A 19685-nucleotide genomic window follows, 5' to 3' on the forward strand; every position below is an offset into this window, starting at 1 on the left:
CAATGGTCAGGGATCTTGTCACAATGAGCGCGCCGGAAATGGACCGAATGCAGGTCGTCCAGCGGTGTTGGAAAAGCGGCTGACGCAAGCAGAAGCCGCTGTGATTTTGGGTCTTAGTCAGCCTCCGCTACCCCCTCCACGCCGCGCCGCGTGAGGGACATTTCTACTTTGCACAAAAGCGGACATTTTTACTTTGCGTTGACATGTTTGACGCGAGTGGGCTTGGTGCTTGAACTGCCTGTGGTGCGCCAGGAAAGCTTGGCGAAGGTGGACGTCATGACCTGAACAAGACATAAACCATCGACCGGGATCTTACGGGTGAAAGCCCCGTGCGGAAAAGGGTGGTCGCCAACCGCAACCGAGTCTTGCGTGGAACGAGGAGTGGCCCGTGCCCGCGCCGGGCGCGAGCTGTAGGGCGTTGCCTGGGTCGGAGGCGAGTCTGCTGCTACCTGCCGCTGGGCCCAGAGCGAGGTATGCTGATTTGGTTGTCTGTACCAATTCCTTTCGATGCGCTGAAGGCTGCCCTGGCCCAAGGCCCCTCCTTGCGTCTTGCTCTGATATTTGGGTCAGCCGCTACAGGAAGCTTGCGGCCCGATAGCGACCTTGACATCGCCGTTCTTCCGAAGAACCCGAATCTTTCGCTTTCGGACGAACTTGCGCTGCAAGTGGCCCTGACCCGCGCCGCCCGACGTGACGTCGACTTGATCAGGATCGACTGCGCGCCCACGCTCTTGCTGTGGGAGATCGCAAAGCAGGGGATCGTTCTACATCAAAGTACAGATGCAGAGTCCACGCGCTTCAAGGCGGAGGCCGCTGCCGAGTACATTGACTTCGCCCCCGAGTATGATAGGGCGGCAGAACGTTTTCGAGAACGGCTAGCGGGCACGAGGAAAATGTCCAGCACATGACCGACCAGAGACTCATCCTGCGCAAGCTTGCATCCCTGCGCGAGCACGTGAACCGCATGCGCCGCCGTCACATGGGGAACTTGAATGCCTTCGTGGCTGATGTCGATCTGCAGGACGCATTGGGGATGAGTCTTCTGGTTTCTGTTCAAGAGGCTTTGGACATCGCATTGCATTTTTGTTCCAACCAACAATGGGGACTGCCAGCTTCCTACGCTGAAGCCTTTGCGCTGCTTGGGTCCCATGGCGTGATCACGCCGGAGGTTGCGGCATCGCTGGCAAAAATGGCCGCTTTGAGGAACCGCCTTGCACATGGCTACGCCAGTGTGGAAATGGCGCGCATCTGGCACGAGTTGCCTAGCGGCATTGCGGCGCTCGAAACTTTTGCGTCCAGCGTCGCCTCTCATCTGGGCCCTTCCACTTCTATCCCCTGATATCTGCAGGCTCACGGCCAAGCAAAGAGAAACGAATCACCGCTCATCTCGGGGCAGCGTGCGTCTTCTCGTCGCAGTATGAGGTTGGCGCGAGAGCCTGATGGAAGTTGGCGATGAAGTGACCGAGCGACAGCGCGTATGGCAGTTCGCTTTGCGGTTGGCGTGGGCAAAGTCGCCGCAGGGGAAAACTCATCAGAGCAGGTGCAGGCGCAGCGTACGCTATGGCGAAGGCTGCAATCGCTGGGCGATCAATGTGCGCCTGTAGAAAAGCTGACCCCGCCTGCCACGGCCTGCTGCGTCTCATGGCCCTGGTGAAGGAAGCCGCCCCATTGCTGAACAACCTTCGATCTACCTATCGGCCCGAGGACGACCTCGACCAAGTCTCGGCCCGGCTAACCCAGACCTAGACAAAATCCTGTCTGAATGTCTGTATCGGGCGCCCACGGACTCGACGGCATGTACGACCTGGTGATCGAGGGAGGCACCGTGGTGACCCCGACGGGGGCACAGGTGACCAACGTGGCTGTCGCCCCCCGTGGCAACAATACCCGAGACGCCAGATTGACAAGAACTGAAGTACATTGTGGGGCGAGAGTGGTCAAGAAGAAGTGCCAAAACCAGTAAGCATCGACAACAAAGTGATTGCGCTGCCGGAGAACGACGGGCCAGCGGCGAAAGTTCAGCGCGGGGGAGAAGCTCCGGATCTTGAGAGAAGCCGACGCATGCGCCGAGCGCGGTGACGTGGGGAAGCTACTGCGGAAGGAAGGCATCTGCGCGTCGCAGCTTGCGAGCTGGCGGCTGCGCCTCGAGGCGGAGGGGGCCAAGGGTCTGAAAGGAAAGGAGGTGGGGCGTAAGCCGATCAGGGACGCAAAGGATCGGCGGATCTCCGAGCTGGAGAAGCGCAATGTGCATATACCGGCGAACGTGATCAATCAGATCGGGCATCGTGATCGGTCGGAGCGGAGCGACGATGGAAGTTGTTCTGGGGGCAAGGTTACTCGGTCGGGATCTCCTGGGTTGTCTTTCTGCGCGAAGGACCCTTTAGCACGATGCGGTGAGAGTTGTGAAGAAGGCGGTCGAGGATGGCATCTGCCATGGTTTGGTCATTCAGATGTTCGTACCAGCTGTTGGGCGGGAGCTGGCTGGTCATGATGGTGGACCGCTGGCCATAGCGGTCCTCAAGGACCTCGAGAAAGTCCCTGCGCTCCTGCTCACGTGCGGGTGCCAGTCCCCAGTCATCCACCACCAGGACATCTGCGCGCGCGAGCTTTGCAAGAAGGCGCACGTAGCTGCCGTCCGCTCGGGCGAGCGCCAGTTCGTCGAAGAGACGAGAGGCTCGACGGTAGATGGCGGAGAAGCCCTTGCGGCACGCCTGCTGGGCGAGCGCACAGGCAAGAAAGGTCTTTCCGGTTCCAGTCATTCCCGTGACGATCACGTTTTGGTGTTGCTGGATCCAAGCACAGGAAGCCAGCTGACGAACGGTGGCTTTGTCGATCTCTCGGCGTGGTGAGTAGTCGATGTCCTCGATGCAAGCTTGACTCAGGCGTAGCTTGGCTTCTTTCAGCAATCTCGAAAGCCGCTTGTTTTCTCGCGCGAGGCATTCCGCATCGACGAGCAATCCAAGCCTCTCGTCGAAGGACAGTCTGGCGATTTCTGTGTTCTTCTGCTGCTCTGTCCACGTCGTGGCAAAAGCGTCAAGACGTAGGCTGCGAAGCTTGTCGAGTGTCTGTTCCTTCAGCATGTGGTTCCTTCAGTTGTAGTAGTTGGGTCCGCGAATATTCGAATGTGCAGCAGGTGCTGCGCTTGACGAGTTTTCCTGCGAAGGCAAAGGCGAAGCATCCAAGCCGTTTTTCAAGATCGAATCGACATGGCGATAGGACCGCGCGCCCACGGCAACGGCCCGCGCGCATGCGGCCTCCAGCCTTGAGGCGCCGTAGCGCTTCTCCAGGCGCAGAATTCCAAGGCAGGATCGATAGCCCTGCTCCGGGTGGGGCCGATCGCCGAGGATTCGTTCCACCAGAAGGCGCGTCTGTGGTCCGATCGTTGCCGCCCAGTTCGCAATGCGCGAAGGAGACCACTGCATGTGTTTGCGGTGCGCAGCCGGCATATGCTCGGGCACGGTGGTGTGGCGCCCGCGCTGGAAGCTCCTTGCGTGCGAGGCGATGCGATGGCCGTCGCGAATAACCTCAACCGTGAAAGCCGACATCCGAGCCTCGACCTGTTCCCCCACATGCTGATGGGGAACCGAGTAATAGTGACCATCCACCTCGACGTGGTAATCGATGTTCACCTTGACGGCCTTCCACTCGCCGTAGGAGAACGGACGTTCGGGAAGCGGTCGGAGCATCGGTTTATCGAGCCGCTCGAACATCTCGCGCCGGCTGCGTTTGTATATCCGCATCTGCCGGTTGTTCAGGTCCTCAAGCAGTTCCCAAATGCGCTCATTCAACGATACGATCGAGAAGTGCTTCTCGTGGCGCAGACGCGCCAGGATCCACCGCTGTGCGACGCGCACGGCGGTCTCGACTTTGGCCTTGTCCTTGGGATGGTGTGGACGAGCAGGAATGACTGACGTTCCGTAATGTTCTGCCCACTCTTCGTAGGTCCGCTGGATGCCGGGTTCGTATCGGCAAGGGGCCGTGACGCCAGAGCGAAGCTGATCGCACACAACAACCTCGGTGGCACCGCCAAAGTATTGGACCGCGTGGCAGTGGCTCGAAATCCAATCGGGCCCCCGTTGTGTGGGCGTCGCCTCAGCGTACGTGTAGTTGGAAGCTCCGACAACCGCCACGAAGAGCTCAACGTCGATGCGCTCGCCCGTCTTCGGATCCCAAATGCAAGGCTTCTTTCCGGAGTAGTCAACGAACGTCTTCTCGCCGCCGCGGTGAACCTGCCGCATCGAGTAGCTACGCTGCTTGAGCCACGCACGATACATGTCGCAGAACCGCGTGTACCCGTAGCCATTGGGGTTGTCCTGGACATACTCGAGGTGCAGAAGCTCGAGCGTCACGCCAGGATAGCGCCGCTCGCGATGGATCCACGCACAGTCGGGGCGTGGCCTCTCTGCCTCAGCAGAGGACGGGTACAGCCGCCTTTCAAGCGCGCTTGCTGCCAGCGTGTCCACCTCCGCGAACTGTGTGAAGCCTGCTTCCTTGGCACGGCGAACGGTCTCGCCTACCGCCCCCGCGCTGATTCCGAGGCTGCGGGCGATATCGCGATGGCTCCGCCCAAGCAGCCATTTCTGTCGAAGGATTTCTCTGACTTGTCTCATTGGTAGTCGCTCCGTAGGCATCCCCGGCTTTTAGCCGGGGGGCAGCCCCTTCGAGCAACTCCATCGCCGCGACGCGGCGTGTTCCTTCGCAGGACACGCTGCGGCATCCGCTGATCACGATCACCGATCTAGGTGATCATGATGGCCGATCCCGCTGATCGTGAGCACCGATCCAGGTGATCATGATGGCCGATCCCGGCGATCACGATGGTTCGATCCGAGCGATCACGATCCGCCGGTGCATGCATGCCGCAGTACCGGAGTGCCCAGACGCTGGCGGACCTCAGCGAGCGTGGGCTCGCAGTTGCCGAGCAGCGCGGGCGTCGAGGTCACCAGCACCAGCAGGGCCGCCCGGGTGGCGCTGTAGCGGCGGCGCACCCATCGCACCGCCCCGGGCAGTTCGATGTCTGGCCGCAGCCGATCGGCGGCTGCCTCTATCGACGGCGCGGCCTCCACCGCGGTCACCACGGCCTCGACCTCCTCCAGGGAGCCACTGAGCCGAGACGCCAAGCAGTCGGGCAACAGGCTGAAGGTCCGATGTGCCGTCGGGCAGTAGTACCGGGCCACCCGCATCCCAGCTGGCTCCACCCGGGCGTAGGTCCCGAGGCTGCGAAAGCCACATTTGCTACCAGATCCGTGCGCCGGACACCGCTCGAGCCTTGCCTGTTGCCAGCCTTCCTGCTTAACGTATTGCTCGCTGGTCAGTACTGTCGCTTGGCGCAACTGCACGACCGGCCAAGGGCTCGCACGGTTGCCTCCGTGGCGGGCCCAACCTTTTTCTGGGGTCCCAAGGGCGGGCGTTATGCCTGCCGGCCGGTAGCCTCACCCAGATCCCCGTTTCCCGCAAAAAGCCACCTCACCCTTGTCCCGCTTTCCGCCCCCTCATCACGAAAACCACCAGGGACCCAGTGCGGGAATTCCTTCCTGGGGGTTTACGGATTTACGTGAGACCTAACAATCGAGCACCGCTTGTTTTCCTTCATCACCCAGAACTGGCGCGGAAAGCCTCTGGTCACCCATCAAGTCATCGTCAATCTAATCGCAGCGACGACGACGACGACCGGACTGCTCGTGAAGAGCCGAGTCGACAGTCGCACTTACGCCAAGGGTCGCCGCGTCTCGGACAAGGACCTCGCGCTCGTGAATCTCGAGCCCAACGTCTTCCACGGCGAGTGGAACTACACCATCCACCCGACCGTACCGACATGACGAGACGATCGACTTTTTTCGCGGCAGCCCCTGGAGCCTAGGGGTCGAAATTGACAAGGATTCTATCCTTGCTAAAGTAAGGAAATGGCTCGCGTTACGAGCAAACTCCAGGTAACAGTCCCCAAGGTTATTGCGGAGCAGTTCGCCATCCACCCTGGTGACGAAATTGATTGGGTTCCAGCGGGCGACGGCATTCGCGTCGTAAAGCGCGCGCCAGCTCAGGGTAAACTTGCGGGCTCCGGCGCGAATGAACGCTTGCGGCTCTTCGATGAAGCCACCAAGCGACGGGAACAATCGCCCAAGTCACCTGCATCGAGTGGCGAGCGCGCTTGGACAAGAGAGGAGCTGTACGATCGTGGCCGCGTTGGTTGATACCAACGTGCTCGTGTACCGCTTCGATTCGCGGTTTCCGCAAAAACAAGCCACCGCTACGGCATGGTTAAGACAAGCAATTGCCGAAGAGGGTGCGCGCATTCCCCATCAAGCGCTTGTGGAATTCGTAGCGGTTGTCACCCGAAGCTTTGCCGGCGCTGCGCCGATTCTGAGCCGCGCGGAGGCAACACGTGAAGTTGAAGAACTGATCGCCCAATTTCCAATTCTGTATCCGAACGAGCATGTGTTTCTGTTGGCGCTACGGGGCATGGCAACCTACCAGCTCAGTTGGTTCGACGCCCATATGTGGGCCTACGGCGAACACTTCGGCCTTTCAGAACTATGGACAGAAGACTTTCAGCATGGCCGTTTATACGGCTCTGTTCGCGCTGTGAACCCCTTCATTTGATGGCATCACCCGAGCGAGCGACCATCCCTTGAACAAGTAGCGACAGGCTATGCCAGGGCGACTGTTGGCGATCGCGGGAAAGCGCAGAAAAGTGGACAGGCGGCCGAGATCACGGCTTGTCCGGGCGTTTTTGCCTCCGAGCATCGCTGGTGCCTTGGGCTTCGCGGCGCCTGAAGCTGTCGCCCTCGATGGGGATAATGTCGGCGTGGTGGATGATTCGATCGATAAGGGCGATGGCGCAGGTGGCGTTGGGGAAGATGGATGGCCAGTCTGAAAATGGCAGATTGGTCGTGAGCAGAATGCTCTTGTTCTCGTAGCGACGGGAGACGACTTGAAAGAGAAGGTCGGCGTTTCGATTGTCGTAGGAGAGATAGCCGAGCTCGTCGCACACGAGCAGCGCCGGTTGGGCGTAGTGGCGTAGACGGCGATCGAGACCGCGAGGGCTGTCCTGGCTGCTGAGGTCCATGAGGAGCTCCGCGGCTGTCACCGACAGGACCGAGTGGCCGTGAAGAATGGCTTGATGAGCGACGTTTTTGGCTATCATGGTTTTGCCGAGTCCTTGCGGAGCCACCAGGATGAGATTGCGACCATGTTTGGTGAAGTACAAGAATGGCGGCCGCGAGCTCAGCGGGAAGGGAGATCCGGTCGATGTCAACGTGCACGACTTCGTCGACGACGAAAAGGGACGCGCCACACCGTACGGCATCTACGACCTCCAGAAGAACGAGGCGTGGGTCAGCGTTAGCGTGAGCCACGACACGGGGGAATTCGCGGTGCAGAGCATCCGCACCTGGTGGAGCGAGATGGGCGCCCCGAGGTATCCAAACGCGACCTCGCTCGTGATCACGGCGGACGGAGGTGGAAGCAACGGCTATAGGCTGCGCCTATGGAAGCTCGAGCTACAAAAGCTCGTCGACGACCTGCGCTTCCCCATCACCGTCTGTCATCTGCTTCCGGGAACGAGCAAGTGGAACAAGATCGAGCACCGCTTGTATTCCTTCATCCCCCAGAACTGGCGCGGAAAGCCTCTGGTCACCCAATAAGTCATCGTCAATCTCATCGCGGCGACGACGACGAAGTCCGGACGGCTCGTGAAGAGCCGAGGCGACAGTCGCACTTGCGCCAAGGGTCGCCGCGTCTCGGACAAGGGCCTCGCACTCGTGAATCTCGAGCCCAACGTCTTCCACGGCGAGTGGAACTACACCATCCACCCGACCGTACCGACATGACGAGACGATCGACTTTTTTCGCGGCAGTCCCCAAGGCGCGGCGCCCCCGCTTGCAGCCGTCGGCTCGAGAGCCCACAATGTGGGCGATGGACCTTTATGCGGAGCTAACCCAGCTGCTGGGGGAAATGCAGCGGCTAAAAGTGGACTACGCACTGTGCGGCGGCATCGCGTTGGCGGTTCACGGTGTGCCCCGCGCGACCCAAGACATCGACATCCTTGTCCCGGAAGACGCGCTCGATGACTTGCGGCAAAGCGCCCGCGCCGCTGGATACGCTTTCGAGACCGAACCGCTCGATTTTCCAAGCGGCGTGACCATCGTGCGTTTCACCAAGGTCCTCGCCGACGGCCAACCGCTGATGCTTGATGCGCTTATTGCCAAGGGGCCGCTACACAAAGTGTGGAAGCAACGTCAGACCTTGAGTTTCGACGGCGGTACGGTGACCGTCGTCTCGCGCGAGGGGCTCATTTCACTGAAGCTTGCAGCAGGACGGCCTCAAGATCTGGTTGACGTTCAAAAACTCGCGGAGGTCAACCGTGGTTGACATGAGCCCTTCCGCCATCACCGAACGGCTCAAGAGCATGGCGGCCGCGCAGCGGCATCGTGGCTACGTCGCCAAGGGCGTGGATATGTCACCGGCCGCCATCTCCAGCCGCTTGAAGATGCAGAGCCAGTTGACGAACGTGTGCCTGCGCCTGGGCCAACTCCGACCGCGCGCACAAGAGTCATGAGCTCTGCACGTCGCGAACGATATCATCAGCAAGCTCGCGCAAGCATGGGCGGCGCACAGGAAGTCTAAGCACCACATCCTTCCGCGTCAGCCTGGCAACGCAAAGTAGAAATGTCCGCTTTTGTGCAGGCGGTCTCAAGGCAACGACGCAACGGTTCGACGTGACGATTCACTCGAACGGAGGCATATATGGGACGCTGGGGAGATGGCCAAGGGAAGCTGCGCACGGGACGAACGCGCCGAAAGCGCCAAGGGCGAACCTCTGCCCAGGGGCGCATGTGCGACATGGTGATGGTCGGCGACCGACCTGTGCAGGCTTCAGACCGAGCTGTCCCCGTGCATTGGGAGGAAGATCTCATCATCGGCAAGAATGGCGAATCCGCCATCGGAACTCTAGTAGAGGCCTAGCTACAATGCTGTTCACTTAAGAAACCTCGTAACCATCTGAAAATATTGTGCAATTCGTCTTGACAAGGCCCGAGGCTGCGAGCGCCGGCCTTCATGAGCCTGCTTCGTGGACCTGGCGATCACTTTCGAGCGTTCTTCAAACTGACCAGTGGCTGTGCGGACAAGTTCGACCGGACACGGACATGGAGCGCCCGCAGCGTCTTGATGTGGCTGATGGTCCTGACGATGCCGGACCGAAAGATGAGCTATCGACGGAGCTTGCGGATCGTGGCGTACTACGGGCGCAAGGTGTTCGATTGGGCGAAGGTACCGACGTTGTCGTCCATCAGTGAAGCAAGAAAGAAGGTCTCGATCGAGACATGCCGTGGGTTGCTGCACCAGCTGGTCGAGCGGTGCGAGTCCATCATGCCGACTCCGAAAACCCCGTGGGGGAAACGTCGATTCATCGCGTTCGATGGAACGCGGGTTGTGTTGCCGCGCAGCGCGGATACAGCGAGGAAGATGGCGCGGCCGAAGCGGCCGAATGGGACGTCGGTGCACAATCCACAAGGGTTGGTGGTGATGGCTGCGGATGTGTTTCGCCGTCTTCCGTTGGATTGGTCCCTGACCGGAAAAGGCATCGGCGAGAGGACGTCCATGCAGAAGCTGGTTCACCGATTGCCGTTCAAGGCAGGCGACGTGGCCGTCATGGACAGAGGGTTTCCGAGTCGCCACCTGTTCTCAGCCTTGATTGAACATGGCGTTGACATCATTGCGAGAATGAGCGCATCGAAGGCGACGGCGTGGAAAGAGCTCAAGCCATTCTTGTCTTCAAACAAGAAGACCGCCCAAGTGACACTGACGCTTCCGGGGGCAAAAGGGAACATTGAGCTTCAGGTGCGCGTCGTCGAGCGCGACGCAAAGCCAGGCCGCCCGAGGAAAGGCACGAAGAACGAAAGGATGGTCATCGTGTCCACCTTGAGCGGAAAGGACGGATTCGATCGCAAAGACATCATCAAGCTCTACGCCTCTCGATGGGGAATCGAATCTCTCTTCAAGGAAATGAAGAGCTTCATGCAGACCGAGGACTTCCACAGCAAGAGCGTCCAAGGATGTGAACAGGAACTCATTTCCGCGATGATCTGGATAGCCCTGGCATCGTTCCTTCAAGCAGAAGCGGAGCGTACCCTTGATGGCCGACGCGTCGTTCGCGCAGACTGCCTACGAGCGGCCGGTGATCTGCTCTTTGCGATGCTTTCAGGAAAATCCATCCTTGAACAGATGGACGATGACATCGCTGCCCTTCGAATGTTCGCGTACGCCCCACAACAAGACAGGCACTATCCGAGGGAGTGCAAACGTCCCTTCGGTCGCACCATCCAAAGGGGTGGTGCTTAAGTGAACAGCATTGGGCCTAGCTATGGCCTAGCTAGGCTTTACCCAACTTTGCAGCCAAACCGATCACCACGGTGGAAAGCACCACCAACGCCAACCCCGTGGCCAGGCGTTTGAGGGTGTGGCGACCACATCCCTGCCACTCGCCAAGTTGCAAGCCCCACAGGGTGGAGAATACGATGATGAACGCCATGTGCAGCGTCCAGCCGGCGAAGTCGTAGGTGCCCAAGTAGGTGGAGCCAAATCCATAGAACATGAATTGGCTGTACCAAATAACCCCTGCCATTCCCGAAAATAGGTAGTTGTTCGCCAGCGGCTTTTGGGTGTCAACGTAATCGCCGCTGCTGCGGTTGCGCGCATGCAAGAACGTGCACCACAGCAAGTTCGTGGTGAAGCCTCCGCCCATGATGAACACGAACGCGACGCTGTTCTGCCACAAATTTGGCGTTCCTTCGGCCAGCGCCAAGGACGCCAGCGGTTTGCCAGCCGCTAGGCCGAAGGCGAAACACGCGCTCAGTAGCCCCGACACCACCGCCACCAGCAAGCCGCGCCCCAAATGAAACTCGGCCACCGTGGCCCGCTGTTGTGAGGGCGATAGCTCGCGCTCTTTCAGCATGCCGGCTTGTCCGCACAACGCGATGCCAACCACACACAAGGCCACCCCGCCCAACGTGGCCAAGCCCGAAGCTTGCGTGACCAGAAATCCCAACTGCCCTTGCTGCAGCATGGGCACCAAGGTGCCGAAGGCCGCACAGAAGCCCAAGGCCACCGCCATGCCCAAAGACACGCCTAGGTAGCGCATGGTCATGCCGAAGGTCAGGCCGCCAATGCCCCACAACAAGCCAAAGCCAAAGCAGGAGAGGATTACATTCGCGGGCGCCGATTGCATAAGCCGCTCCCAATGCGGCACCATGGCCAGCACCACCAGCCACGGCATCAACAGCCACGCGAACACGCCATTGACCAGCCAATAGCTTTCCCACGACCACCCGCGTACGCGACGAAAAGGCACGTAGAAACTGCCGGCGGCCAGGCCGCCAATGCCGTGAAACAACACCGCAAACAAAGCGCTCATGCTGTGCCACTTCTTGGCCTCGATGGCCGCTTTCGCATTTGACCAGATTGTCCATGCCGCCCACCAGCGGGCACATGGCCTTCGCAAGCCGCGGCGCCCATCATGGCAGCTGTATGAAATTGCAAGTCATGAGGCATTTGTGGGGTTTGGATGCGGTGACGCCCTCGCTGCTGACGCGGATCAAAGGCGCCGGTTACGACGGCGTGGAGGGCATGCTGCCTGCGGGCATGGAAGCGCACGTTTACCGTGAGCTTTGCCTTGAGTATGGCCTCGACTGTGTGTTTCAAGTGGTCACATGTTTTCCCGAACCGGGCGGCAGCGTGCAAGACCACGTGCGGTCGTTTCGCGCGCAGATGGAGGTGGCGGCGCAGGTGCGTCCGCGCTTCGTGAACGCCCACAGCGGCGTTGACTGTTGGGAGGCCGAAGAAGCCAAGGCGTTTTTTCGTGAAGCTTTGGCGATTGAACGCGACCTGGGATTGCTGGTGGCCCACGAAACCCACCGCGGGCGCGTGTTGTTTAACCCGCGCGACACGCTGGCCATGTTGCGCGCGTTTGCCGATCTGAAGATCACGGCAGACTTCAGCCATTGGGTGAATGTGTGTGAGCGGTTGCCGTTTGATCAGAAGGCGGCGTTCGATTTGGCAATTGAGCACGCCGTGCACATTCACGCGCGCGTGGGGCATGAGCAGGGGCCGCAGGTGTACGATCCGCGCGCCCCGCAGTGGCAGGCCCACGTTCAGGCCCACGAAAATTGGTGGTCGCGAATTTGGCAGCGGCAAGCCGCACGTGGGGCCACGACCTCCACGCTGACGCCCGAGTTTGGACCGCCACCTTATGAGATGCTCATGCCCTACACACAAGCGCCGATCGTGAACATGTGGGACGTGGCCGTGTGGCAGATGCAGCGCCAGCGCCAGCGTTTTGCTGACGCGTGCGGCGCCTGATCGCGCCTGCAACATCAGCAGATCTTCCCGCGTTTGCTGGCGGGCCCATGTCCGGGGGGATCGGCACCTACCCAACGTTCGTCCACGGGCTGGCAAGCCAGCTGATAGCGGCTGTCGGATGACAATCGAAAGCTTTGGCTTCGGTTGTCGAGGCCCCCATGCACGAGAAACATATCGAAGATCAGCACGTCACCGGTCGCGAATGGGCTTGTGAGCCAGCGGCCCTTGAACCCGCGTTGCAGGTTCACCGGATCGTCAGAGAGCCATCCGTTAAGCCCGCGCGCTGAGCGCGAATCGTCGTCGGGTTTGTTGCTGCAATAGGTATCCACGTCGCGTTGGCCGTAGCCATTGCGCAACCGCTCGTTCAAATGCGAGCCTTCAAGCACCATCACACCGCCCATGTCGAGATCCACATCGCCGAGCGGCGTCCACGCGGTGTAAAGCCTGTGCGTGCCGCGGCCCATGTACACAATGTCGCAATGGGGGGGCGTGCCTTTTCCCGGGGCCACGCAGCGCAACCATGTAAAATCAAAATGCCGAACTTGCCCGCCCAAGAAGCCCTCAAAAAAGCGCATCATGCGGCCTTCTGGGTTGTAGAGCAGATGCTTGAGCGCCGCGTTTTGCGCCGCCATATCGGGGCGAAAGTAAAGGTCCGTACCACGCCGGGCCACGGCCTCGTCGATGTTGGTGCCGGGTTCAAGCTGCGCTTCGTCGGCCAGCGCTTGCACGATCGGACCGCGCGCGGCCAACACTTCGTTGCGATCCAACAAGTTGCTCAGCAGCAGGTATCCGTCTTGCTTCATGCGCGCCTGAAGCGCCACGGTGTCGGCGGCGATGTCGTCTGATCGGCGCATTGGTCCAAAACGCTCGGGGCTTGTGTCCAAGGCCTTGCCCAATGATGTGATCGGCTGCGCGTGCTCCATGTTCATGGCGATCCCCCTGCCGTCAAGCATGCGCGCCTTGGGCGGGCGGGGGCATGGCGGGCTTGGGCAAAGACTTGTGCGTTTTGGTCGCGCGCCCCGAGCTATCCGCGCTTAGGCCGTTCGCGACATTTTGCGGCGGTAGCTGCGAGGGGGCACGCCAATGATCTGTTTGAAGCGCCGCGAAAAGTGAAATTCGTCGCAGAATCCCAGCTCAAGTGCGATTTCCTTGTCAGTCATGTGGCCATGACGAATCAGCTCGCACGCCCGTTCCAGTAATCGCGCGCTGCGGTATCGGGCCGGGGGCACGCCCACAACTTGCACGAATTTCTTGCGAAAAGTTTCGTAGCTCATGCCCATTTCTCGCGCCAGGTCTGCCAAATCCACCGACTGGTCTACGTCGGACGCCAGCAGCGCGCACGCGCGAGCGATTTCGGGCAAGGGCCCTTGCCCGCGGGCCGCCGCCGCACCGCCCGTGACAATTTCCGCCAACACGTCTTGCAGCCGGCACACCTCAAGCAGCGGCAGCGTCAAGCCGGGCTTGCGGGCGCGCTGCACCACCTGCTCAAGCCGCCGCAACCAAACGTCCACGGGGTGGGCGTGATGTTTGGGCGCGGTGGGATCCAATATGCCCTTGGCCCGCCAAAGATCGAACACGGGGCCGTCGAAGATGAGATAAAACTCGCTCCACGTTTGCCCGGGCTTGGGGCCATAGGCATGGGGCAGGTCGGGAAACAGCAGGATCACGTCACCTGGATCGATGTCTTGGTGGATGCCATTGCGATCGCGGTACTGGGCGCCGCCCGACAACGAATACACCAGCGCGTAATGACCCAAGGTGCGCCACTCGTGCGGGCCTTGGCTATTGCGAATGAGGCCGGCTTCCGTGATCCGTCCCAGTTGTGAGGCGGTGGAATACTGAAAGCGAAAGCGATTGCCGGGCCGCATGCAGTCGGCAGCTTAACGCAAAGTCGGCCGCCCGTTTGGTGCCTGTCACCGGCACCCGAGAAACGCCAAAACCTGAGCGCACTGGTGTGAGATTCGCCTGATCGAGGGTTCCGGGGTAGACGGGGCGCCGCTCGAGGGAGAAGTGGGGAGCTGGGTCTAGACACAATGCTGTTCACTTAAGAAACCTCGTAACCATCTGAAAATATTGTGCAATTCGTCTTGACAAGGCCCGAGGCTGCGAGCGCCGGCCTTCATGAGCCTGCTTCGTGGACCTGGCGATCACTTTCGAGCGTTCTTCAAACTGACCAGTGGCTGTGCGGACAAGTTCGACCGGACACGGACATGGAGCGCCCGCAGCGTCTTGATGTGGCTGATGGTCCTGACGATGCCGGACCGAAAGATGAGCTATCGACGGAGCTTGCGGATCGTGGCGTACTACGGGCGCAAGGTGTTCGATTGGGCGAAGGTACCGACGTTGTCGTCCATCAGTGAAGCAAGAAAGAAGGTCTCGATCGAGACATGCCGTGGGTTGCTGCACCAGCTGGTCGAGCGGTGCGAGTCCATCATGCCGACTCCGAAAACCCCGTGGGGGAAACGTCGATTCATCGCGTTCGATGGAACGCGGGTTGTGTTGCCGCGCAGCGCGGATACAGCGAGGAAGATGGCGCGGCCGAAGCGGCCGAATGGGACGTCGGTGCACAATCCACAAGGGTTGGTGGTGATGGCTGCGGATGTGTTTCGCCGTCTTCCGTTGGATTGGTCCCTGACCGGAAAAGGCATCGGCGAGAGGACGTCCATGCAGAAGCTGGTTCACCGATTGCCGTTCAAGGCAGGCGACGTGGCCGTCATGGACAGAGGGTTTCCGAGTCGCCACCTGTTCTCAGCCTTGATTGAACATGGCGTTGACATCATTGCGAGAATGAGCGCATCGAAGGCGACGGCGTGGAAAGAGCTCAAGCCATTCTTGTCTTCAAACAAGAAGACCGCGAAAGTGACACTGACGCTTCCGGGGGCGAGAGGGAACATTGAGCTTCAGGTGCGCGTCGTCGAGCGCGACGCAAAGCCAGGCCGCCCGAGGAAAGGCACGAAGAACGAAAGGATGGTCATCGTGTCCACCTTGAGCGGAAAGGACGGATTCGATCGCAAAGACATCATCAAGCTCTACGCCTCTCGATGGGGAATCGAATCTCTCTTCAAGGAAATGAAGAGCTTCATGCAGACCGAGGACTTCCACAGCAAGAGCGTCCAAGGATGTGAACAGGAACTCATTTCCGCGATGATCTGGATAGCCCTGGCATCGTTCCTTCAAGCAGAAGCGGAGCGTACCCTTGATGGCCGACGCGTCGTTCGCGCAGACTGCCTACGAGCGGCCGGTGATCTGCTCTCTGCGATGCTTTCAGGAAAATCCATCCATGAACAGATGGACGATGACATCGCCGCCCTTCGAATGTTCGCGTACGCCCCACAACAAGACAGGCACTATCCGAGGGAGTGCAAACGTCCCTTCGGTCGCACCATCCAAAGGGGTGGTGCTTAAGTGAACAGCATTGGGTCTAGACAGACGAGGTCACCCGGGCGCGCTGGGGCTCTGGGTCTAGACACCAACTAGCCCCGCGTGTTCAGGCGGCTGGCTGCACGCTGGGCCACGATCGAAACAGCGGTCTCCACCGAAGCTTCAAGTAGTTTTTGGGGGCTGGCACCGATCTCGCAAGCCGCTTCGTAGGTACTTGCAAGCCCCTCGAACTGCGAGCAGACGAGGGTGGCACAAAGCAATACTTCGTCAGGCGGAAGATCCGGAAACTCCGCTGCGACGATGCTCCCCATGGCTTCAAGGTAAGAGCGCATGAAGCGCTTCAGCGCCTGATGAGATGCCTCATCGTGATGGGCGCGTGCCTCGATCATGGCCAGCACGCCCCCTTGAGCAACCGCCAGCGTCTCGCGCGCCACGAAGTCGAGCATGTTGACGAAGCGCGTCGGAGGCTCGTTTTCGCTGGCAATCCTTGCGATGCGCTTCTGGTACGTGTCGACGCTGTGCTGCACGAAGGCGTCGAAGAGCGCCGCCTTGCTCGGGTAGTGGTACTGCAGGGCCGCCAGCGAGACACTCAAGGCCCGGGCAACGTCGCGCATCGACACGTCGTCAAGCCCCTTCTGACGGGCAAGGTCATCGAGGCATTGCAAGGCCAATCGTGCGGTATCTCCGGCCAAAGCCGGCGCCGCTGAGGTTGTGTGCTGTTGCTTCGTCATCGCTCTTCCGCTGCCATCATGACATCGCACCTGTCACTTGACAAGTGGGGACGCAAGGGATAGCCTGTCAACTGACAAGTCAACGGAGAGAACGAGATGGACCCCTCCAAGATCAGCCGCCGATCGGCCCTTGCCAGCGCAACTGCAAGCATTGCGGCAGGCGCCGGCATGAACGTCGCCTCAGCAGGCGCAATCGAAGCTGCAGACACGCCTGCCAGAGGCGTTTTGGCAGCCTCAAAGCGCCCCGACGTCGTCGTGATAGGGGGCGGCATCGCCGGACTTGCAGCTGCGCGCCGACTGAAGCGGGAGGGCGCGTCGGTGGTCGTTCTCGAGGCTCGCGACCGCCTGGGTGGGCGCATCCATACGCAGCCCTTGGAGAGGGGTGGCGCTATCGACCTTGGCGCGCAGTTCATCGGAGACGCCCAACACCGGATATCCGCTTTGGTCGACGAAGTGGGGCTCACGCGGGTGAAGCCCCATCAGGACGGGGACAGTCTCTACCGGGCAAATGCTGGAGGCGGAAAACCACTGCGGATGGATGATGGGAAGCTCCCGTTGTCGGTACTCAGCCAAATGGATGCCTACCAGGCGACCCAACGCCTGGGCCGCCGGGCAGTGACCGATCCGGCAGCGCGCACCCGTCTTGACGCCATCACCGCGGCTGCATTCGTTGCTGACCAAACGTTCACCCGCGCCACCAACGCGTTCTTGTTGGGTTACCTGGAAAGCGAGTCCTGCATAGCGGGCGATGAGATTTCTGCCCTGGAGATGCTGGATCAGCTTGCGTCGATCGGCGGCTTTGCTGGCGAGCAAGCGTCTGCGCAGTGGTTCTTGGCCGAAGGCACCGGCCCTCTCATCCAGCACCTTGCTGCTGGTTTGGGGCCGTCCATTGCCCTCAACGCTCCTGTCGTGGGGCTGGAAAGGAAATCCGACCGCATGGTGCTTGAGACGCCGCAAGGCTCGTTCGCTGCGCGCCAAGTCGTCGTTGCAGTGCCGCCGCAGCTTTACGGTCGCATGCGGCTCACGCCGTGGTTCTCAGCGGCACAGCAGAAGGTGCTCTCTGAGTACCGGCTGGGTGCGGTGATCAAGACCTTGCTTGTGTTTGCCACGCCTTGGTGGCGCGAACTCGGCCTGTCGGGCCGTGCCGGCGGTGCAGGTGGCCTCTTCAACGCGATGGTCGATGCCTCGCCCGCAGATGACAGCATCGGTATCCTCGTCCTGTTTTCCACGGGCCCCAGCGGACGGCGTCTCGCCGCAACACGGTCGGAAGCTGCGCGCATTGGACTTGCACTAGAGGATCTGCGCAACACTATTGCGAAGACGCCGGCAACGCTCTTCGCACGGTCGGTCGACTGGAACGATGACCCTTGGTCGTTGGGCGGCTATGCAAGTCGGCGAGGCCCTGGCGGATGGGTGCAGGCTCCCGACCTGTTCCAGTCACGCGACTGTTTTCACTTCGCTGGCACTGAGACCGCAGACGAATGGCGCTCGTTCATGGAAGGTGCGCTGCAGTCCGCTGAGCGTGCCGCCCATGCGGCACTGCGCGGCTTGGGCTGACGCGAAGTGCCGCGCGTCGAGCTCCTGTGCCAGCTTTACTGGCACCAGAGCGGCGATCTTGGACAGTGCTTCGCGCGCCGCCGCGGCGAGCGGCCCCTCACCGCGTTCGGCCAGCCAGCGCGAGCCCAGCACCAGCGCCTGCACCTCTTCCGAGGAGAACAAGGCTTGTGGTCAGGTCCACAATCCGAATCCCACCCCAGAGTGACCGAACGCCGGGGATGACGCGCTTTCGGTCTGGTTGACACGGCGCGTTGCATTGGGAGCGGAGTCAAAGCAGCCGTCGGCGAGACACCGCTCCTGGCCGACAGGGTGAGTCCGGCCAGCGCGGAAGCCCGCACGCCCTGCGCCGATGGGTTCAAGGACTTCGAGCGCCGCGAACTAGAGCGCCAGCGGGTCCACCTCCACCGCCCAGCGCAGCACGCCCTTCTGCTGCTGCCGCAGGCCGTGCAGCAGGGGAAGCCAAGCCGCCAGCATGTACTCGCGGCGGTGGGCGAGAGCATCGCCGACGGGATGTACTGGGTGATTGATGCGGACATCGAGCGATACTTCGACTCGACACCTCACGATCGCCTGATGAAGGTGGTAGCGAGGCGAGTGGTGGACAGTTCGATCCTAGCGCTGATCCGAATGTTTCTGGCGGCGCCAGTGATCGATGAACGGAACGGAGTGGGGCCACGAAGGCCACTGGCCGGCGTGCCGCAGGGAGGGGTGGTCTCGCCGCTGCTCGCGAACCTGTATCTACACCTGATGGATCGGAACTTTCGAAGGCGAGTAGAGCATGGGGAACTGAGTGGTCGGTTGGTGCGCTACTGCGACGATTTCGTGCTCGTGACACGGTTGCATCCCGCAAGCGCAGCGTGGCGACGAGGTTGACCCACGCCTCGTTCTTCTGGAGGTCGTAGATGCCGTACGGTGTGGCGCGTCTCTTTTCGTCGTCGACGTACGGTCCGACAAGCTCTCGTTTCTTCGTGTCCACATAGATCGCCGGCTCGTTCGTTTCGAGCTGTCGACGGAGTGTCTCGTTGATGTGCTCAAACTGAGCGTTTCGATCTGGATGCTGCGCGCCCTCAAGCCGCTTGCGATTCGCCTGAAGACTGTAGCCGAGCTCCTTGAGCAGTCTTGAGACCATCTTCATGCTCGTTTGGTACCCCTGCTTCTTGAGCGCCTCCACGAGATTGCGCTGGCTACGAGCTGTCCACAGAAGCGGCGACTCGGGATCTCCGCGAGTCGTCGATTCTACAAGCTTCTTCAGATCCGGAATCAATCTCGGATCCTTCTCGGTTGCCTTCTTGCGCCCGGCGCCTGGTCGACGGCTTCGCGTTGGCGGCAAATGGCTCGCCGTCCCGTTTTCGATCGCCCGTACTTCGGCGATCCCGCGCCCCACCACGCTCGGTGCCATACCCGTCGCACGAGATGCAGCGACAATGCCGCCGTAGCCAAAAGCGATCGCCTCGTTCGCCACGAATAGCCGCCGAGCTCTCTCTGTCAGACTCCCCTTTATCTTGCCGTAGCGATCCCGTATCTCGGATTCACGCCGCGATCGTTCCTTGGTCATGCACCACCATCAGGGCCAAACACGTGTTGAGGAAAGGCTGAGGTTGCCGCGCTCTCGGGTCAAGGGCCCACGTCGTGGAGCGACTTTTGCTGCTACGCCGACG

General features: G+C 60.8%; 22 protein-coding genes and 1 pseudogene. 14 read left to right on the forward strand and 9 right to left on the reverse strand.

Features of this window, described 5'->3' with window-relative positions; all coding sequences use genetic code 11:
• Positions 1–473: 473 nt before the first annotated feature.
• Entirely contained in the window at positions 474–908 is a 435-nt protein-coding gene (locus KA712_07755) for a nucleotidyltransferase domain-containing protein (GenBank protein ID MCG5052840.1), read from the forward strand.
• The gene (locus tag KA712_07760; GenBank protein ID MCG5052841.1) at positions 905–1339 is read left to right on the forward strand and encodes a DUF86 domain-containing protein; all 435 of its coding nucleotides are present in this window, start codon (positions 905–907) and stop codon (positions 1337–1339) included. Before KA712_07755 ends, KA712_07760 begins: the two co-directional genes overlap by 4 nt.
• Before the next feature lie 994 nt (positions 1340–2333).
• Here the strand turns inward: KA712_07760 and istB are convergent.
• From istB to KA712_07775, 3 genes are all read right to left on the reverse strand, one after another.
• Positions 2334–3080, reverse strand: a complete 747-nt coding sequence (gene istB, locus KA712_07765; GenBank protein MCG5052842.1) for an IS21-like element helper ATPase IstB — start codon at positions 3078–3080, stop codon at positions 2334–2336.
• A gap of 9 nt (positions 3081–3089) precedes the next feature.
• On the reverse strand, positions 3090–4631 hold the full coding sequence (gene istA, locus KA712_07770) for an IS21 family transposase (protein MCG5052843.1): 1542 nt from the start codon (positions 4629–4631) through the stop codon (positions 3090–3092).
• 204 nt (positions 4632–4835) lie between these two features.
• Positions 4836–5183 carry a hypothetical protein gene (locus tag KA712_07775; protein MCG5052844.1) on the reverse strand — a complete coding sequence of 116 codons (348 nt, stop codon included), beginning with the start codon at positions 5181–5183 and terminating at the stop codon, positions 4836–4838.
• Between the two features lie 396 nt (positions 5184–5579).
• On the opposite strand from KA712_07775, the gene KA712_07780 reads away from it, so the two are divergent.
• From KA712_07780 to KA712_07790, 3 genes are all read left to right on the forward strand, one after another.
• Positions 5580–5819: a hypothetical protein gene (locus KA712_07780; protein MCG5052845.1), complete on the forward strand. Its 240-nt coding sequence runs from the start codon at positions 5580–5582 to the stop codon at positions 5817–5819.
• An 84-nt stretch (positions 5820–5903) separates the two neighbouring features.
• Positions 5904–6191 (forward strand): AbrB/MazE/SpoVT family DNA-binding domain-containing protein, encoded by a 288-nt coding sequence (locus tag KA712_07785; protein ID MCG5052846.1) that lies wholly within the window; start codon positions 5904–5906, stop codon positions 6189–6191.
• Positions 6175–6600: a PIN domain-containing protein gene (locus tag KA712_07790; GenBank protein ID MCG5052847.1), complete on the forward strand. Its 426-nt coding sequence runs from the start codon at positions 6175–6177 to the stop codon at positions 6598–6600. Before KA712_07785 ends, KA712_07790 begins: the two co-directional genes overlap by 17 nt.
• 109 nt (positions 6601–6709) lie before the next feature.
• Here the strand turns inward: KA712_07790 and KA712_07795 are convergent, their stop codons facing one another.
• Positions 6710–7207 (reverse strand): ATP-binding protein, encoded by a 498-nt coding sequence (locus tag KA712_07795; GenBank protein ID MCG5052848.1) that lies wholly within the window; start codon positions 7205–7207, stop codon positions 6710–6712.
• Here KA712_07795 and KA712_07800 point away from each other — a divergent pair.
• The 5 genes from KA712_07800 to KA712_07820 all read left to right on the forward strand — a co-directional run bounded on the left by KA712_07800 (position 7197) and on the right by KA712_07820 (position 10342).
• Entirely contained in the window at positions 7197–7643 is a 447-nt protein-coding gene (locus tag KA712_07800; GenBank protein MCG5052849.1) for an ISAzo13 family transposase, read from the forward strand. The genes KA712_07795 and KA712_07800 overlap by 11 nt on opposite strands.
• Positions 7644–7646: 3 nt before the next feature.
• Positions 7647–7829: a hypothetical protein gene (locus tag KA712_07805; protein ID MCG5052850.1), complete on the forward strand. Its 183-nt coding sequence runs from the start codon at positions 7647–7649 to the stop codon at positions 7827–7829.
• Positions 7830–7906: 77 nt separating this feature from the next.
• The gene (locus KA712_07810) at positions 7907–8371 is read left to right on the forward strand and encodes a nucleotidyl transferase AbiEii/AbiGii toxin family protein (protein MCG5052851.1); all 465 of its coding nucleotides are present in this window, start codon (positions 7907–7909) and stop codon (positions 8369–8371) included.
• 1 nt (position 8372) lies between these two features.
• On the forward strand, positions 8373–8558 hold the full coding sequence (locus KA712_07815; protein MCG5052852.1) for a hypothetical protein: 186 nt from the start codon (positions 8373–8375) through the stop codon (positions 8556–8558).
• 500 nt (positions 8559–9058) lie between these two features.
• Positions 9059–10342: an IS4 family transposase gene (locus KA712_07820; GenBank protein MCG5052853.1), complete on the forward strand. Its 1284-nt coding sequence runs from the start codon at positions 9059–9061 to the stop codon at positions 10340–10342.
• Between the two features lie 31 nt (positions 10343–10373).
• Here the strand turns inward: KA712_07820 and KA712_07825 are convergent, their stop codons facing one another.
• On the reverse strand, positions 10374–11414 hold the full coding sequence (locus tag KA712_07825; GenBank protein ID MCG5052854.1) for an L-rhamnose/proton symporter RhaT: 1041 nt from the start codon (positions 11412–11414) through the stop codon (positions 10374–10376).
• Between the two features lie 128 nt (positions 11415–11542).
• Here KA712_07825 and KA712_07830 point away from each other — a divergent pair, with 128 nt between their 5' ends.
• On the forward strand, positions 11543–12358 hold the full coding sequence (locus KA712_07830; GenBank protein ID MCG5052855.1) for a TIM barrel protein: 816 nt from the start codon (positions 11543–11545) through the stop codon (positions 12356–12358).
• Positions 12359–12372: 14 nt separating this feature from the next.
• On the opposite strand, the gene KA712_07835 is transcribed toward KA712_07830, so the two are convergent.
• Together KA712_07835 and KA712_07840 are read right to left on the reverse strand one after the other, a co-directional pair.
• Positions 12373–13311: a phytanoyl-CoA dioxygenase family protein gene (locus KA712_07835; GenBank protein ID MCG5052856.1), complete on the reverse strand. Its 939-nt coding sequence runs from the start codon at positions 13309–13311 to the stop codon at positions 12373–12375.
• A gap of 81 nt (positions 13312–13392) precedes the next feature.
• Positions 13393–14226: an AraC family transcriptional regulator gene (locus KA712_07840; GenBank protein MCG5052857.1), complete on the reverse strand. Its 834-nt coding sequence runs from the start codon at positions 14224–14226 to the stop codon at positions 13393–13395.
• Positions 14227–14479: 253 nt separating this feature from the next.
• Here KA712_07840 and KA712_07845 point away from each other — a divergent pair, with 253 nt between their 5' ends.
• Entirely contained in the window at positions 14480–15763 is a 1284-nt protein-coding gene (locus tag KA712_07845; protein ID MCG5052858.1) for an IS4 family transposase, read from the forward strand.
• A gap of 68 nt (positions 15764–15831) precedes the next feature.
• Here KA712_07845 and KA712_07850 read toward each other — a convergent pair whose 3' ends face one another.
• A complete protein-coding gene (locus tag KA712_07850; protein ID MCG5052859.1) occupies positions 15832–16470 on the reverse strand; it encodes a TetR/AcrR family transcriptional regulator in 639 nt (212 codons plus the stop codon).
• 96 nt (positions 16471–16566) lie between these two features.
• Here KA712_07850 and KA712_07855 point away from each other — a divergent pair, with 96 nt between their 5' ends.
• Together KA712_07855 and KA712_07860 are read left to right on the forward strand one after the other, a co-directional pair.
• Complete coding sequence (locus tag KA712_07855) at positions 16567–18027, forward strand: FAD-dependent oxidoreductase (protein MCG5052860.1); 1461 nt, start codon at positions 16567–16569, stop codon at positions 18025–18027.
• 309 nt (positions 18028–18336) lie between these two features.
• A complete protein-coding gene (locus KA712_07860) occupies positions 18337–18900 on the forward strand; it encodes a hypothetical protein (GenBank protein MCG5052861.1) in 564 nt (187 codons plus the stop codon).
• Here the strand turns inward: KA712_07860 and KA712_07865 are convergent.
• Positions 18884–19582: pseudogene (locus KA712_07865) on the reverse strand (ISAzo13 family transposase). The gene KA712_07860 and the pseudogene KA712_07865 sit on opposite strands and share 17 nt — an antisense overlap.
• Positions 19583–19685 lie beyond the last annotated feature (103 nt).

The organism is Myxococcales bacterium (assembly GCA_022184915.1).
GTDB lineage: Bacteria > Myxococcota_A > Polyangia > Fen-1088 > Fen-1088 > JAGTJU01.